This is a genomic window from Microcystis sp. M165S2 (assembly GCF_020245885.1).
GTDB lineage: Bacteria > Cyanobacteriota > Cyanobacteriia > Cyanobacteriales > Microcystaceae > Microcystis.
This window is the reverse complement of record NZ_JADBTZ010000313.1, coordinates 1-15,142: the sequence shown is the minus strand read 5'-3', so window position 1 is coordinate 15,142 and position 15,142 is coordinate 1. Positions and strand designations below refer to the sequence as shown.

The window sequence follows — 15,142 nt, the reverse complement described above, 5'->3', positions numbered from 1 at the left end:
CATCCCCTTAACCTACGAGAAGAGGGGGATACTTTCCGCAAAAAAACCCACAGAAAACGGGTTTCTTGAAGAAACCCGTTTTCTAAATATATGAGATTGCTTCAGGGGGTTATAGGCTCTTCTCGACTTTGTGTGATAATTTTTGCTTATGGAATCGTGAAATGCTTATCGGGCAAGACTTTTAGGGCTATTTTGCGGATATTCTATCAGTATAGACCTCGTTTCCACACATAAACCAGAAGAGCCGGTTATAGTGTTGAGACAAGTGCAGCTTTTTACCCCATCTCCCCATCTCCTAATCCCTGACTGATAACTGATAACTGGTCACTGATAACTGAATATCCCCCAATAACTAAAGGAAAGATAAAGTTATCGATCGCCCTCCGGAGCCAGTGTCAGAATAAAAGCAGGGAGATGAGCAAGGAAAACCGACAACTCTCCATCTTTTTCCCGTCATCGCCCCTAAAATTTATTTGGTTCAGATTTATGCAAACTGCCAATCCTCGTCAAACGGAGAAAAAAGAGCATCCCAGTGGCGATAAACGCTTCAAAGTCCTCGACATCACCATGAAGCGAGCAGGATATAATCAATCAGCCCTGATTGAAGTCCTGCACAAAGCGCAAGAAGCCTTTGGATTCCTAGAAGAAGATGTTCTCCTCTACGTTGCCCGGGCGCTAAAACTGCCCCTCAGTCGCGTCTATGGGGTAGCAACCTTCTATCATCTCTTTTCCCTGAAACCGGCGGGAAAACACACCTGTATCGTCTGTATGGGGACCGCTTGTTATGTCAAAGGCAGCGGCAAAATCCTCGAAGACATCGAAAACAGCTTTGATATCAAAGTGGGAGAAACCACCGCCGATGGAGAAATTTCCCTAGGGTCGGCCCGTTGTATCGGGGCCTGTGGGATTGCGCCGGCCGTGGTCTTCGATGGAGTCGTGGCCCCTAAACAAGATTCAGAAACTGTCTTGGCGAAACTACAGAGTTTCTCCCAGTAATTTTTCACTCTAGTGGATTGAGAAGAATATGGACTTACAAGAATTATTGGCAGTGGCCGAGAAAGAAAAAGCTAGACAAAAAAGCATCCGGGTGCATTGTTGCACTTCCACCGGTTGCCAAGCCGCTAACTCCCTCCAAATCAAAAAAAACCTCGCCACTGCCGTCAAAGAGGCAGGCCTAGAGGATAAAGTCGAAGTGGTCGGGGTCGGTTGTATGGGTTTTTGTGGTCGCGGTCCGTTGGTGGAAGTGGATCCCCAGGATCTCTTATACGAAGAAGTCACCCCGGAAAGTGCGGCCAGCATTGTGGAGGCCTTAAACGGCGGCAAAACCGAGGTGCAATTAGGGGACTCCAAACATCCCTTTTTCTCCCATCAGGTCAAAATTGTCCGGGAAAATAGCGGTAAAATCGATCCCGATCGCATTGAGGAATATATCGCCGTCGGTGGCTATCAATCTCTCTACAAGGCCCTCTACGAGATGACTCCGGCCCAGGTGGTAGAGGAAATCACCAAAAGCGGTTTGCGTGGCCGGGGTGGTGCGGGTTATCCCACTGGTTTAAAATGGGCGACGGTGGCTAAACAACCGGGTAAACAAAAATACGTTATCTGTAATGCGGATGAAGGCGACCCCGGGGCGTTTATGGACCGTAGTGTTTTGGAAAGTGACCCCCATTTAGTCCTGGAGGGAATGGCGATCGCTGCCTATGCCGTGGGGGCGGATCATGGTTATATCTATGTTAGAGCCGAATATCCTCTGGCGATCGATCGTCTGCAAAAAGCGATTAATCAGGCCAAAAAATTTGGTTTAATGGGTTCCCAAGTATTCGAGTCCACTTTCGATTTTAAGGTGGATATCCGCATCGGGGCGGGAGCTTTTGTCTGTGGAGAGGAAACCGCTCTCATCCATTCCATTGAAGGCGGCCGCGGCACTCCCCGCACCCGTCCCCCCTATCCGGCCCAATCGGGCCTCGATGGTTGTCCCACCCTGATTAATAACGTGGAGTCCTACGCTAATATCGCCCCTATTATCCGCTCTGGGGCCGCTTGGTACGCCAATATCGGTACTGCCACCAGTAAAGGGACAAAAATCTTCGCTTTAACGGGAAAAATCGGCAATAATGGGCTGATTGAAGTGCCAATGGGCATTACTCTCCGGGAAATTGTCGAGGAGATGGGGGGTGGTGTTCCCGATGGTCAGGTGAAAGCGGTGCAAACCGGCGGCCCGTCTGGGGGTTGTATTCCCGCTAATTTACTCGATACTCCCGTGGATTACGAATCCTTAGCCAAACTCGGTTCGATGATGGGATCCGGGGGTATGGTGGTCATGGATGATACTACCAGCATGGTGGAAGTGGCGAAATTCTATATGGAATTCTGTCGCGAGGAGTCCTGTGGTAAATGTATCCCCTGTCGCACGGGAACAGTACAAATGTTTGAATTATTGGCCAAAATTATCGACAGAAAGGCCGATATTCACGACCTCGAAAACTTAGAACATCTCTGTCAAATGGTTAAAGAAACCAGTCTTTGCGGTCTTGGTCAAAGCGCTCCCAATCCGATTTTAAGTACCCTACACTATTTTAAGGAGGAATATCTGGCTCTATTACAGGAAAGCAAGCACCCTGTCTCTGTTTGAGAATAACTCGATCGAGGCCGAACATTGTTAGGCCTCGATCGATTTCTTCGGTTACGGGAAGTCTGGTGGGCTGCCGGGTTATCTTGGAGAGAGTTAGCAGTAGTCTCAGGAGACAATAGATTATGACTTGGCGCGGCTCAACCGATACAAAAGATCGCATTTTTGCAGCTTTAGTATATCTTTTACCCTTATATTCGGCTTTTGCCTTCGGTATCTTTATCTTTCAGCAAATTCCTTTTTTAGGAGCGGCCTTAGCTATAGTTTTAACTCCCTTAGCTTTTCTCTATAGTTCTCTGGGAAGCTTTGGCAGTTTAATTATCTTTTTCGTCCTCTTTTTTGCCGTGGTACGCAATCCCCGCATCAGTCATTTTATCCGGTTTAACACCATGCAGGCGATTTTAATCGATATTTTGGTGTATTTATTGGGATTGGCCTTAGGTTTCGTCGCTAGGGGTTTAGGGGCGAATTTGGTGGTAGAAACTCTTTTTAATGTCGTCTTTTTGGGAGCATTTGCCGCCTGTGTTTACAGCATTATACAGTCGGTTATCGGCAAATACGCCGATATTCCCACAATTTCCGAGGCAGCCTATTCCCAAGTGGGAGGTTAAGTCAGCTTGAGTTTGTCCCCTTTTTCGGCTACAGTCTCTCCAGAATCAATGCGTTCGCTGCCAGGCCACATCTATGAGTCCATTTAAACAGACCCTACGGGAACTCAACGCTCAGAAGGGGAAAATAGCCGCTTCCGTGGGCAGAAAAACGCCTAAACGGGTTAATCGTTGGTTTAAATGGCTTTCTCCCGGTCTTTTTGTCAAACGCTGGCTTTTAATCAGTTTAACCGGTGTTTTTCTCACCTCCTTCGGTTTGGCTATTTGGGTAAAATTAACCCCGGTTAATCGCTTTTTAGAGTTTGTTTCCCAAGCATTAGAAACGATCGCCCGTTTGGTCCCTAATTCTGTTTCGGGGCCGCTGGCGGTTTTGTTGGGTGTCTTTTTGTTATTCTGGGGTCAGAGTCGCACCGTGGAAACGATTACAGAAGCACTACAACCGGACGCATCGGAGGAATTAGTCGATCGCCTACGCACCCATCGTCGTCTCCATCGCGGCCCGAAAATTGTGGCGATCGGTGGCGGTACGGGTTTATCGACGCTTTTACGGGGTTTAAAACAGTATAGTTCCAATATCACCGCTATTGTCACCGTAGCTGATGATGGCGGTTCTTCGGGCCGATTACGCCGGGAAATGGGGATTTTACCCCCGGGGGATATTCGCAATTGTATCGCCGCTTTGGCCGATGAGGAAAAGTTATTAACGGAATTGTTTCAATATCGCTTTCATACTGGGGATGGTTTATCAGGCCACAGTTTTGGTAATTTATTTATCAGCGCTATGACCGAGATTACCGGCGATCTGGAACAGGCGATCGATGCTAGTGCCAAAGTTTTGGCCATTCGCGGCAAAGTGCTACCTGCTACCCTTACCGATGTTAGTCTCTGGGCTAAGTTAGCCGATGGGCGCATTATTGAGGGAGAATCGAAGATAACCGAAGCTATGGGGCAAATTCGTCAGATTGGCTGTCATCCTGCCGATCCGGTCGCTTTACCGGCTGTTTTAGCGGCAATCAAGGAGGCAGATTATATTATCATCGGGCCGGGTAGTCTTTATACCAGTATTATCCCTAATTTGTTGGTTCCCGCAATTCGTCAGGCCCTAGCACGGGTGACAGTCCCCCGCATCTATGTTTGTAATATTATGACCCAGCCGGGGGAAACGGATAATTATTCGGTAGCCGATCATCTGCGAGCGATCGAAGGAGTCTGCGAAGAACGCATTGTTGATGCGGTTTTAGCCCAAAAAACTGCACCATCGCCCCAATCCCTACAATTATACGCCCAAGAGCATAGTCATCCTGTGTTTTTAGATCGCGAGGAAGTGGGAAAAATGGGTTATCGCATTGTTTTAGCGAATGTAATGGCAGAAGATGAAGTTACTGCCAAAGTTCGTCACGATCCCCAACGTTTAGCCCGAGTTTTATGGCGTTGGTATGCTAAAAAGTGAATAGCGAGTTGACTAAATGTTTTGATCTAGCTTTGTCAAGTTATAAAATAGTATTTTTTGCTTTAATTTGCCGACATTAGCCAAATTTGCTGATTAAAGCCCTAGGAAAAAATTAGCCTAAAAACCATTTCGCCTTATTCTGTGTTATACTCAGATTTTCAAGAGAGATGACCATGCACTACTCTACTAAATCTAATCAAGAGACAGGTGCGACAGTCTATTCCCCAAGCGATGGAAGTGAATTAATTCCTGCTGAGGTTAAACTAGATATAAACGGGCAAAACTATCAATCACTTAATATACCTCTCCTAGAGGGCTATACAGTAGATGATGAAGGAATCATCAATAACTATGGTAGCGAACCCAAGATTTATCTATCAAAATACCCATCTTTAGAACAGCAAAAATGGTATATTTTGCAAGGATTAGGGGCGGTTTTGTTGGTTGCTTTGGTGTTATTAATCACCTTTTCGGTTAGCTAGATAAAAACCGTAGGATTGACATTTGAGTTGAGTCAGACAAGAAAACTTTAATTTACACCATAGAGTCTGCATCCCAAGTATCGGGAGCATATATTGGAACCGACTCTATCTATCTGTCCAAATAGTAAATCTGACAGCTGAACTTTTTTACTTTGCTACACTTGACAATTTTTTTCAGTTTTTTGTGGGTTTCTTCGTGATCAACAATAGAACAACCAATAGAGATAACTTCTCACAGGAAATTAAACAGGTATGAAAATTAATCCTTCTATTAGTCAAGAACCTCGCTATCAGGCAATTCCTGTTATGCAGATAACTTCCAAAGAAACCCTTCTCCATTGGTTAGAACGCACAGGAAGATTAAAATTACGTCAATCTGATGCTCATCCCGATTCGCAAATTTTAGAAGAACTAGACGATATTATCGATCCAGATAATTATGCTATAGAAGAAGAGGAATAAATAGTCTTACTGGGAGTTAGGAGTGAAATTTCAATTATCTAATATTCAGGAGATTAAGAAAGTGGTATCAACGAAAAAAACGGCTTTAATTTACTGTGAAAATCAATTTGGACGTGTGGACGGAAAAACGGCAGCTGGCTTGATCCGACAATCAGAAATATATACAATTGTTGGTGTGCTGGATAGTTCCTTAGCAGGAAAAGATGCGGGAGAAGCATTAGGAGACAAAAAAAATCATATTCCCATTTTTGCTAATTTACAAACAGCCTTAGAAAAACTTAGAGATGTTCCCAATTGTTATATCTACGGCAAAGCACCCTTAGAAGCGTTTATTCCTCCCCTAGAAAGGCTGCTAATTTTAGAAGCAATGGCACAAGGAATGGATATTATTAATGGTTTGCATCAATTCTTCTCCGAGGATTTAGAATTTAGGGAGCAAGCTAGTCAGTATGGTGTGCAAATTACAGACATTCGTAAACCACCACAATTAGCTGATCTTCATCTATTTACTGGGCAAATTTCCCAAGTAAATATACCCGTTATTGCCTTTTTAGGAACCGATTGTGCTTGCGGAAAAATGACCACTGCGGTAGCAGTTAATCAAACTCTCCAAGGCTTGGGTATTAAGTCTGTCTTAGTCGCTACTGGACAAACTAGCTTGATGCAGGGAGCAAGATATGGGGTTTCGATCGATGCTTTGGTTTCTCAATTTGTCATCGGTGAAATTGAAAATGCTGTGGTTCAAGCTTTTGAGCAAGAAAAACCCGATATTATTTTAGTGGAAGGACAAAGTTCTCTGAGTCATCCTGCTTTTATGAGTTCCGTGGGAATTTTGAAAGGAAGTATGCCCGATGGGGTTATTTTACAACATCCCCCAGCCCGAAAATTTCGCTGTGATTTTCCTCATTTAGCCATGGCAAAATTACAGGAAGAAATTTCACTAATTGAGGCAATTTCTCCCACTAAAGTTATCGCTATTGCGATTAATCACGAAAATCTCACTGCAGCAGCCACTGAGCGTATTATTGCCAAATATGAGCGAGATTTTCAGTTACCGACTACTGATGTTTTGTTACACGGATGTGAGAAATTAGTCCAAGCTTTATGCGATCGCTTTCCGAAATTAAACCGGAAAATCAAAGGGGAAATTTTAGCTGCAATTCCCGCAATTGGGAGCAAATAGGCTGATGAAAGACATTTTACCGAGAATCGAGATTTCTCTCCCGAAAATACGCCATAATGCTCGTTTACTCTGCCAATTCTACGGCAGCAAGGGACTTTCTGTGATGGGAGTTTCCAAAGCGATTTTGGGTGATCCCTCGATCGCCTTGGCCATGATTCAAGGTGGAGTCAACTTTATCGCTGACTCTCGAATCGAAAATATTCTCAAAATGAAACAAGCAGGAATAGTGACAACTTTTGTTCTGTTGCGTACTGCCTTGAGTCAAGCAGAATCAGTGGTTAACATTGCAGATATCAGCTTAAATACAGAATTAGCAACAATTCAGGAACTTTCCTATTATGCTCAAGAAAAGCAAAAAATACACCGAATTATTATCATGACGGAGTTAGGGGATTTACGCGAAGGTGTACTGCCGAAAGATCTCGTCAAGTTCATCAAAAAAACCCTCGCTTTTCCCTTTATCAAAATTATTGGACTGGGTTGTAATTTGGCTTGTTATGGAGGTATTAAACCTGATAGACATAATATGAGCAAATTATCTGTGTTAACAGATACAATTGAGCAGGAATTTTTAATAAAATTACCGATTATTTCAGGAGGCAATTCTGCTAACTATCAATGGTATCAAAAAAGTAGCGAAGTTGGTCGGATTAATAATCTGCGTTTAGGAGAATCAATTTTATTAGGTTGTGAAACAGTTAATCGACAACTGATACCAGGCTTATATACCGATGCTTTTCGGTTAATTGCTGAAGTAATCGAATCCAAAGATAAACCATCTCTACCCTCTGGAGAAATTGGTCGAGACGCTTTTGGTAATGTTCCAGGCTTTATCGACCAAGGCATTCACCGTCGAGTTATTATTGCATTAGGAAGACAGGATATTCTTATCTCTGGATTACAAACAAGTCAGGATATAAAAATATTAGGTTCTAGTAGCGATCATCTAGTTCTTGATAGTCATAACAAGAGGTTAAAAGTAGGAAGCGAAGTCAGTTTTAATCTTGATTACGGAGGACTTTTAACCGCCATGACTTCTCCTTTTATTACTAAAAGTTATGCTCTCAATGCAGTAGCATAACTGTCTTGATCGATTAATAAATATCAACAGATATATTTAGGGGTTGCTGGCTTATCACCTTGACATCAGCGCCGTAGAGATTTGTACTCAATTACTATCCTATCGCTAAATTCTGGGAAGAAATCAAAATCCCCCTAAATCCTTAACAAATTCCTAATCATCTCGTTTGGCCCCATGATCAGCCGCCCCGAGGTATAATTCCCCTACTTTCGGGTTATTGAGTAAATCTTGACCCGATCCCTGAAAACGATCTTGACCACTTTCTAAAACATAACCTCGATCGGACATCATTAGGGCTTTTTTGGCATTCTGTTCCACTAAAATAATTGCAGTTCCCGTCTGATTAATTGCTTTTATCTGCTCAAAAACGCTGGTTACTAAAATAGGAGATAAAGCTGCCGAAGGTTCATCGAGAATTAATAAATCTGGCTGCAACATCAGCGCTCTTCCCATGGCTAACATCTGTCTTTCTCCTCCGGATAAAGTGCCAGCTTTCTGACGACGGCGCTCGATCAAACGGGGAAACATCGCATAAATGCGCTCTTTTAAAGATTTTATATTTCCTTTGCTCGTAAAAGCTCCCATTTCAAGGTTTTCTTCAATGCTCAGGGATGGAAAAACATTAGCAATTTGGGGAACATAACCCATTCCGAGGGGAACGATTTGATTAGATTTCCAACCGGCGATATTTTGTCCCTTAAAAGTGATAGTTCCAGCACTGGGTTTTAATAAACCAAAAATCGTCTTAGCGAGGGTAGATTTTCCCGCACCATTGGGACCGATAACCGTGACTAATTCCCTCGGTGCAATGCGAAAGTTAACCCCTTGCAATATGTATAAATCCTGCACATAACCAGCATAAACTTGTTCAACTTCTAAAAGATAATCCATGGTAAGGTAAAAAGGAGATAGGAGAGAGTAATATGAATTATGAATTGGGAAGTGGGGAAGTGGGGAGCATTTTCAGTGAACAGTAATCAGTGAACTGAAAACTCACATCTGATCACTGATAACTGATCACTGATAACTGATAACTGATAACTGATAACTGATAACTGATAACTGATAAATTAGGGAGTTTTTTGTAAATCGGGACGTTCTTCTGGCAGAATTGCACCTTCGACGGGGCATACTTGTAGACAGATACCACAGTCGATACAAGTGGCAAAATCAATCCAATACCAATCGGTTCCTTTAACATTTTTACCTGGTCCGGGATGGATGCAAGCAACAGGACAAGCGGAAACGCAATCGGCAACCCCTTCACAAGTTTCAGTGACGATCGAATGTGGCACAGTGTTTTCTCCTCTAATTCTTAACATTACTTTACCACTTTTAGGCGCGTTCGGAAACTTTACCTTAATTCCCTAAAATATTGGCAGTTTTTTCTTGATCTTAGCAAGAAGTAAAATAGAAGTTTTCGATAGGGTTTTTACTATTCCCTTACGGGAGGACAAATAGTTAATTTCTTCCTGTAATTTCTGATTATTTTTCTGGAGATAGTTATGATTATTATCTAATTCTTTTAGGGATATTCCCATCCCTTGCATAGTATGATAATCTTGCTGTTGTTTGAGATACATTATCTGTTGTGCTTCCTGTAATTTTCTTAACTCTAACCAGACTTGATTCTGACTTGATTCCTTAGTTTCACTGAGCGCATACCAGAGAAAATCAGTGATTTCTTCCGCTATTTTTTGATTAACTTCAAAAACCTCGATAATATCAATTTTTTCGCTGGAAATTTTGGGGTATAACTTTCTTAAATCTTGGGCAATATCAGAGGAAAAAGCGATGATTCTAGAAGCGGATAAAATTGCATAGTGTTTTTCTAAATCTACTGGTAAATTGCCGTTTTCTTCTGGGAATTCATCAGCAAGAAAAAGTAGAGAAGGAGTGTTTAAGGGACTGGTATAAAAAGTGGAAATAAATAAATTTGCCTGTAGGCGATCGCAAATAGCTTGAATTTTTCTGGCATCCTTTCCCGTACAATTATAATCGTAGGATTCCGCAGGCCAATATTTAAATTCTTCCCATCTTGGTGCGGTGTTATTTCTATCTAAAATAACAATGTGTTGACTAAATTCTAATTGACTCCAATGCTCTAGAATTGAAGACCAAACCCTGGCTAATTTTCCTTGATCGATTTGAAAGATCACGCCATCAATAACAATAATTGGGCATCTCTTCTGGGAGATAGCTTGAATTGTTTGCAATTTTTCTCGCTCATCTTCCTGTAAAATTATGCCTAAATCTTCCATCTTAACCAGATTTGTTTTAATTTCTATATCCTTAATGTCTGGGTGAGGAATTTCATAGATTTTACACACTTGATAATGTTCCTGTAATGCTTGACCATTACTGCCATGTTCTAAACCTTGCAGATTTAAATAATATAACCCTAAAATCTCAGGAATTAAAGCCATTTTTTTGCCTTGAATGCCGATTCTTAACCAAAATTCGTAATCACCAGCACAGCGAAAATTTTCCTGAAAATAACCATATTTATCGTGCAGCATTTTTCGCCACATTGGTTGAGAACCCACACAACAACCTTGACGCATCTGTTGATAGGAGTAATTTGGCCAATTCCAATGTTTTAAAGCTGGGGTGGTGGCAAAAGTGTCATTTTTGAGGGTGGTAATTAATTGATCGGCATAAACCAAGCTAATCTCTCTATTGTTATCTAGATAATTAGCCATAATTTCCAGAGCATTAAAACAGCGACGATCATCAGTATTCCCATTGGTGATATAGGAACCCCTAGCTAGTTTAATAGCACGATTCCAAGCGCGGTAGAGGGTTTCTCGTTCTCTAGTCCTCTGGTAAATAATATTAAGATAATTTTCTTGAAACTCTTGGATAATCTCCCCTTCATTCTCTGGAGAAGCACTATCGATAATAATAATTTCTACTTCTCCCTTTTGATAAAGAGTTTGAGTAACTAAATCCTCTAGACAACCCCAGATAAACTCCGCTGATTTATAGGTAGAAACAATTACAGAAACTTTGATACTCTGCACTGGTATAGAGTTATTAAAACTAGGATTCATCGGCTTATCTGATCGCAATTCAAGACAGGGAAATTTTTTGATAATTTTGAAAAAGAAGATTTTAAGACTCTATATTTGATCGGGAGAATTGTCAAGATGTTATCGACTCCTATTGAAGATACCAGTTTATTTACCTTTGGCTTGTTACTTGACATAATAAAAAACTATAATGGGAAGGCTGTGGAAAATGAGCAACAATGACCGTATCTTCCTCCCTAGACTGGCTAACCCGTGGAACCAGTGACCTATTCCCCCATCAACCCGACTCCCAAGATCCTAGGGAAAATTTAACCCAACTACTGCAAACTACCGATCGCCCTTTAAGAATTAAACTAGGTATTGACCCCACTGGCAGCGATATTCATCTAGGTCATAGTATCCCTTTTCGGAAACTGCGTGCTTTCCAGGATGCCGGTCATGTAGCAGTGGTGATTATTGGCGATTTTACCGCTAGAATCGGGGATCCGACCGGAAAATCGGAAGTTAGAAAACAATTGACCATCGAAGAAGTGAGAGCCAATGCCGAGAATTATCTGGCACAATTACGCCCAATTTTAGATTTTAACACGCCTAATCGCCTAGAAATTCGCTATAACTCGGAATGGTTGCGGAAATTAGACCTATCGCAAATTCTCGAACTTCTCTCCACCATGACTGTCGGGCAAATGTTGGCAAAAGAAGGCTTTTCCGAACGCTACGACCAGGAAAACCCGATTTTTCTCCATGAATTTCTCTATCCCTTAATGCAGGGTTATGATTCCGTAGCTGTCGAGGCCGATGTCGAATTGGGAGGAACTGATCAAAAATTTAATATTGCCGTCGGTCGTGATTTGCAGAAATATTTCGGTAAAAAACCGCAATTCGGGCTACTTTTACCGATTTTAATCGGAACCGATGGCAGTCAAAAAATGTCCAAATCCCTGAATAATTATGTGGGATTGCGCGAATCGGCCCTGTCCATGTACTCGAAACTGGAAAAAACCCCCGACGCTTTGTTAAAAGATTATTACGAACTATTGACAAATTTGCCCTTAGATGCTATGCAGAGTAATCCGCGAGAGGCACAAAAACAACTGGCGATCGAGGTAGTTGCCCAGTTTCACGGAGAAGAGGAGGCATTAAAAGCACAAAAAACGGCGCAGGAGATAGTTCTACAGGGAAATACGGCAGCAGCTGCTTCTGTACCCGAATTTTCCCTAGCAGCGGTCACTTTTCCCCTGAAATTATTCTATCTTCTCTCAGCCACCGGCTTGTGTAAAAGTAGCGGTGAAGGGAGAAGACAGATTCAGGGGGGCGCGGTGAGAATCGATAGTGAGAAAATCACCGATGTGGACAAAAGTTTTGAGACAGCCGAAGCTTTAACGGGAAAAGTCCTACAGGTGGGCAAAAATAAATTTATTCGCTTCGTAGCTTAAATAGGCGAAAAAGTCCCTATTCGGCGGCTTTTTCCCGGATTTCTAACTCAAAATCTCGAAAATGGGCTTTAAACTTTTTACTGAACTCGACGAGGACGGGTAGGTTGGCGCTAACCGGTCTACCACGCCATTCGGTGACAATCCCTTTCACCTCTCCCTCTAGTCCTTTCACGTCAAAAGGAGCTGATTTATGTTCAGGATGGTGATAAACTACCACAGACTCAATTACACGAACTTGATCGCCAACTTTCATAAACTCTCTAGCGAAGACAAACGCCTATTTATTGTATCTTTGAAGACAATCTTATCATTGTACGCTATATCAGGGAACGGGGAACTGAAAACTCTTAAGATTGAAACCTAGAGCCTGAGCTTTGACGATACTTTTGTTCGTAAGCAGCAATACTGGTAGGAACATAAGCGTCACCTGTTGTGCAAGGCTGAGGGCTGAGGGCTAAAAAACTGATAACTGCTCACTGATTTGATAGCATGGGGGAAAACCTATAGAGAGTGAAGCGGTATGAGTGACTATAAAGATTCTTCTTCCATGCGCTATTTCCTGGCAGGATTAAAACCCTTTGCCCAACCTTTATTTTGGCTACCGTTAGGAATATTTTCCTTGGCTCTAATTGCTTTGTGGGTATATCAACAGAATCCTGAATGGTTGGGTTCGGTATTAGATACCCCAGGAATGTCCTTGGAGGAGCGGGAAATCCGGGCTAACCAGATTACCGATACTCCTCTCCCCACTACTGTACCATTGCCGGCCATTCCTGCTCATAATAATACCGCTCGCCCGAACAAACCGGCCTCGACGCAGCCTTTTGACCCTTTAAATACTAATCCTGATAACAACCAGAAAAGCTCTTTATTCAGTCCGTTAATGCCGCAGACTAAGCAAAATCAGCCACCGAAGGCTAGTAAAAGTCTGCAACCGATTCAAGTGCGACCGATTAGTGGCGACACTAGCAATTATCCTTTACAAAGGGAAATCGAAAATCGCTCGCGGACTGCTAACTTGAATAATTCTCCTAATCTCACCCCCGGGTCCAACCCGAATCAAGTCAACCCCCAGGGAAATTATTCCCCTGAGCAACAAAATGTTCCACCCCCATCCTCGTGGAATAATGCCAACCCTAACCCGGTCTCTGGCTCTAGTAACCAATCCAATTATTATCAACCTCCTGTATATCAGGCCCCCGTCTACGGCAGTCAACCTAACGTCACTGGTTATCCCAATCAGGGAATGCCACCTAACAATAATGGCACCCCCAATCAAGTCCCACCTCAAAGTATTAACCGGGGTTTCTCCATCCAACAACCCATTAATTCCAGGCCTTCTGGTTACTAGAGGAACTTAGATTTGAGCTTGTAGGAAGTCTAATAAAATCGGATTAACTATTTCTGGGGCTTCATCCTGGGGACAGTGGCCTAAACCGGCTAAGGGGATAAACTGTTTTACTGTCGGGAATCGTGCTAATTCTTGGCCCAAGGCCAAGGGTTCCCAGGGATCTTCGCTACCCCAAAGCAGAATAGCCCGACAGGGGAGAATCGGCAGCAGGTCTTCCGGCAGTGGGCCGCCAGAATAACCGGTAAAAGCGAGGAAAACCTCGATCGCTCCCTGATCTCTGGCGGGTTTTAAGATTATTTCTACTAATTCCTCCGTTACCGCTTCCGAGCGCCGATAAGCTTGCAGGAGAATTTTACGCACTGTCTGGGGTTTAGCGATCTGTTGGAAGAAAAAAGCCCCAATTGCTTTATTTTTGAGAATTATTTGGGCAATATCCGCCCCGAAACGACGATACCAGGGTAATTTACCCCGTTTTCTTTCGTGCAGTAGTCTGAGGGAACAATTAATCGCCGCTACCCCAAGGACAAAATCGGGATGATCGACGGCAGCCTGCATGATGGCCACACAACCGATAGAATTACCCGCCAAAAAAGCAGGACCCCCCACCACTTCCCGACAAAAATCGGCAATTTGCGCCCCCCAAGTCTCGAAAGTGTAATCGATCTCGTTTTTCGGTTCGGGTTTGTCGGAACCGCCAAAACCAATTAAATCTAGGGCAAAACAGCGACATTTTTCGCCTAAAACGGGGATATTTTTCCGCCAATGTCCCCAAGATGCCCCAAATCCATGCACAAGCACGATCGCTGGCCCTGTCTCCCCCGCACTTTGATAGGTGATTTTGAATCCCCGCCAATACCAGATTTTTGGTTGTGTCTCTAATCCTAGAATTTGCTGCATACTTTGTTGTATCTGTAAAGCATTTGTTGCTTTTCTTAATATATACTGTCAGGTTAAGTGGCGGCTAGGAGAATATTTTGAAGCATTTTTAGAAAACGGGTTTCTCAAAGAAACCCGTTTTCTTGTAATAAATGTTAATTTTTGTGGTAGCACCCTTGAAAAATTGGCGATTGTTGAGCTAAAAATGTTAGCAATAAACCTTTACAGTTAATGTCATGACTTCTTCTCTTTTGCCGATTCTTCCTGCTGTTGACGATATTTTGTTCGATTTCGCTCAATCTGATGGTTTTTGGGCTAATTTGGCAACTGCTTTTGGCACAAGTTATGATGTGGTTAAGGCAACAGAATTACGAAATCAGTGGCAAAGTCGCAATTTCAGTCAACTTCCCCCAATTGAGGTACTCAGTGATGAGGTTTTAGGGACAGCGAAGGGTGCTTATGCGGTTAGCACTAATAAAATTTATCTATCAGAATCTTTTTTGAATGTTGCTTCCTCAGAATCGCTAGTTAAGGTAATTTTAGAGGAAATTG

Annotated in this window: 15 protein-coding genes and 1 pseudogene; 11 read left to right on the top strand and 5 right to left on the bottom strand. The window is 42.8% G+C overall.

Translation table 11 applies throughout. From position 1 onward, the window contains the following. Positions 1 to 486 precede the first annotated feature (486 nt). The 8 genes from hoxE (at position 487) to IM479_RS15530 (ending at position 7,895) form a co-directional block, all read left to right on the top strand. Positions 487 to 996: a bidirectional hydrogenase complex protein HoxE gene (hoxE, locus tag IM479_RS15565; protein WP_286824782.1), complete on the top strand. Its 510-nt coding sequence runs from the start codon at positions 487 to 489 to the stop codon at positions 994 to 996. A gap of 28 nt (positions 997 to 1,024) precedes the next feature. Continuing rightward, on the top strand, positions 1,025 to 2,632 hold the full coding sequence (locus IM479_RS15560) for a NuoF family protein (RefSeq protein WP_287686494.1): 1,608 nt from the start codon (positions 1,025 to 1,027) through the stop codon (positions 2,630 to 2,632). A gap of 122 nt (positions 2,633 to 2,754) precedes the next feature. Continuing rightward, positions 2,755 to 3,240 (top strand): Tic20 family protein, encoded by a 486-nt coding sequence (locus tag IM479_RS15555; protein ID WP_002786850.1) that lies wholly within the window; start codon positions 2,755 to 2,757, stop codon positions 3,238 to 3,240. Between the two features lie 73 nt (positions 3,241 to 3,313). Then, entirely contained in the window at positions 3,314 to 4,687 is a 1,374-nt protein-coding gene (locus IM479_RS15550; protein WP_287686493.1) for a gluconeogenesis factor YvcK family protein, read from the top strand. Positions 4,688 to 4,860: 173 nt separating this feature from the next. Beyond that, entirely contained in the window at positions 4,861 to 5,169 is a 309-nt protein-coding gene (gene psb34 / locus IM479_RS15545; RefSeq protein WP_287686492.1) for a photosystem II assembly protein Psb34, read from the top strand. A 252-nt stretch (positions 5,170 to 5,421) separates the two neighbouring features. Continuing rightward, positions 5,422 to 5,631 (top strand): DUF3134 family protein, encoded by a 210-nt coding sequence (locus IM479_RS15540; RefSeq protein ID WP_286824777.1) that lies wholly within the window; start codon positions 5,422 to 5,424, stop codon positions 5,629 to 5,631. A 22-nt stretch (positions 5,632 to 5,653) separates the two neighbouring features. Next, complete coding sequence (locus tag IM479_RS15535) at positions 5,654 to 6,814, top strand: N-acetyltransferase DgcN family protein (RefSeq protein WP_287686491.1); 1,161 nt, start codon at positions 5,654 to 5,656, stop codon at positions 6,812 to 6,814. Between the two features lie 4 nt (positions 6,815 to 6,818). Further along, the gene (locus IM479_RS15530; RefSeq protein ID WP_286824774.1) at positions 6,819 to 7,895 is read left to right on the top strand and encodes an alanine/ornithine racemase family PLP-dependent enzyme; all 1,077 of its coding nucleotides are present in this window, start codon (positions 6,819 to 6,821) and stop codon (positions 7,893 to 7,895) included. A gap of 153 nt (positions 7,896 to 8,048) precedes the next feature. Here the strand turns inward: IM479_RS15530 and IM479_RS15525 are convergent, their stop codons facing one another. The 3 genes from IM479_RS15525 to IM479_RS15515 form a co-directional block, all read right to left on the bottom strand. Further along, a complete protein-coding gene (locus IM479_RS15525) occupies positions 8,049 to 8,786 on the bottom strand; it encodes an ABC transporter ATP-binding protein (RefSeq protein ID WP_287686489.1) in 738 nt (245 codons plus the stop codon). Between the two features lie 179 nt (positions 8,787 to 8,965). Further along, complete coding sequence (locus IM479_RS15520) at positions 8,966 to 9,190, bottom strand: ferredoxin family protein (RefSeq protein WP_286825919.1); 225 nt, start codon at positions 9,188 to 9,190, stop codon at positions 8,966 to 8,968. A 72-nt stretch (positions 9,191 to 9,262) separates the two neighbouring features. Next, positions 9,263 to 10,948, bottom strand: coding sequence for a glycosyltransferase (locus IM479_RS15515; protein ID WP_287686488.1), 1,686 nt, complete (start codon positions 10,946 to 10,948; stop codon positions 9,263 to 9,265). Between the two features lie 197 nt (positions 10,949 to 11,145). Here IM479_RS15515 and tyrS point away from each other — a divergent pair, with 197 nt between their 5' ends. Then, positions 11,146 to 12,363 carry a tyrosine--tRNA ligase gene (gene tyrS, locus IM479_RS15510; RefSeq protein ID WP_287686487.1) on the top strand — a complete coding sequence of 406 codons (1,218 nt, stop codon included), beginning with the start codon at positions 11,146 to 11,148 and terminating at the stop codon, positions 12,361 to 12,363. 16 nt (positions 12,364 to 12,379) lie between these two features. On the opposite strand, the gene IM479_RS15505 is transcribed toward tyrS, so the two are convergent. Beyond that, on the bottom strand, positions 12,380 to 12,616 hold the full coding sequence (locus tag IM479_RS15505) for a ferredoxin-thioredoxin reductase variable chain (RefSeq protein ID WP_287686486.1): 237 nt from the start codon (positions 12,614 to 12,616) through the stop codon (positions 12,380 to 12,382). Positions 12,617 to 12,883: 267 nt separating this feature from the next. Between IM479_RS15505 and IM479_RS15500 the strand changes: the two genes are divergently transcribed. Then, a complete protein-coding gene (locus IM479_RS15500) occupies positions 12,884 to 13,714 on the top strand; it encodes a hypothetical protein (protein ID WP_287686484.1) in 831 nt (276 codons plus the stop codon). Positions 13,715 to 13,720: 6 nt separating this feature from the next. Here the strand turns inward: IM479_RS15500 and IM479_RS15495 are convergent, their stop codons facing one another. Next, a complete protein-coding gene (locus IM479_RS15495) occupies positions 13,721 to 14,611 on the bottom strand; it encodes an alpha/beta fold hydrolase (protein WP_287686482.1) in 891 nt (296 codons plus the stop codon). A gap of 215 nt (positions 14,612 to 14,826) precedes the next feature. On the opposite strand from IM479_RS15495, the pseudogene IM479_RS15490 reads away from it, so the two are divergent. After that, positions 14,827 to 15,142, top strand: a pseudogene (locus IM479_RS15490) (hemolysin); the annotation flags it as partial.

What these genes read in the sequence shown, in the direction of transcription:
- IM479_RS15525 (WP_287686489.1), bottom strand. Translation starts at nt 8,786, where the DNA reads ATGGATTATCTTTTAGAAGTTGAACAAGTTTATGCTGGTTATGTGCAG.
- IM479_RS15560 (WP_287686494.1), top strand. Translation starts at nt 1,025, where the DNA reads ATGGACTTACAAGAATTATTGGCAGTGGCCGAGAAAGAAAAAGCTAGA.
- psb34 (WP_287686492.1), top strand. Translation starts at nt 4,861, where the DNA reads ATGCACTACTCTACTAAATCTAATCAAGAGACAGGTGCGACAGTCTAT.
- hoxE (WP_286824782.1), top strand. Translation starts at nt 487, where the DNA reads ATGCAAACTGCCAATCCTCGTCAAACGGAGAAAAAAGAGCATCCCAGT.
- tyrS (WP_287686487.1), top strand. Translation starts at nt 11,146, where the DNA reads ATGACCGTATCTTCCTCCCTAGACTGGCTAACCCGTGGAACCAGTGAC.
- IM479_RS15550 (WP_287686493.1), top strand. Translation starts at nt 3,314, where the DNA reads ATGAGTCCATTTAAACAGACCCTACGGGAACTCAACGCTCAGAAGGGG.
- IM479_RS15515 (WP_287686488.1), bottom strand. Translation starts at nt 10,948, where the DNA reads ATGAATCCTAGTTTTAATAACTCTATACCAGTGCAGAGTATCAAAGTT.
- IM479_RS15555 (WP_002786850.1), top strand. Translation starts at nt 2,755, where the DNA reads ATGACTTGGCGCGGCTCAACCGATACAAAAGATCGCATTTTTGCAGCT.
- IM479_RS15530 (WP_286824774.1), top strand. Translation starts at nt 6,819, where the DNA reads ATGAAAGACATTTTACCGAGAATCGAGATTTCTCTCCCGAAAATACGC.
- IM479_RS15500 (WP_287686484.1), top strand. Translation starts at nt 12,884, where the DNA reads ATGAGTGACTATAAAGATTCTTCTTCCATGCGCTATTTCCTGGCAGGA.
- IM479_RS15540 (WP_286824777.1), top strand. Translation starts at nt 5,422, where the DNA reads ATGAAAATTAATCCTTCTATTAGTCAAGAACCTCGCTATCAGGCAATT.
- IM479_RS15495 (WP_287686482.1), bottom strand. Translation starts at nt 14,611, where the DNA reads ATGCAGCAAATTCTAGGATTAGAGACACAACCAAAAATCTGGTATTGG.
- IM479_RS15505 (WP_287686486.1), bottom strand. Translation starts at nt 12,616, where the DNA reads ATGAAAGTTGGCGATCAAGTTCGTGTAATTGAGTCTGTGGTAGTTTAT.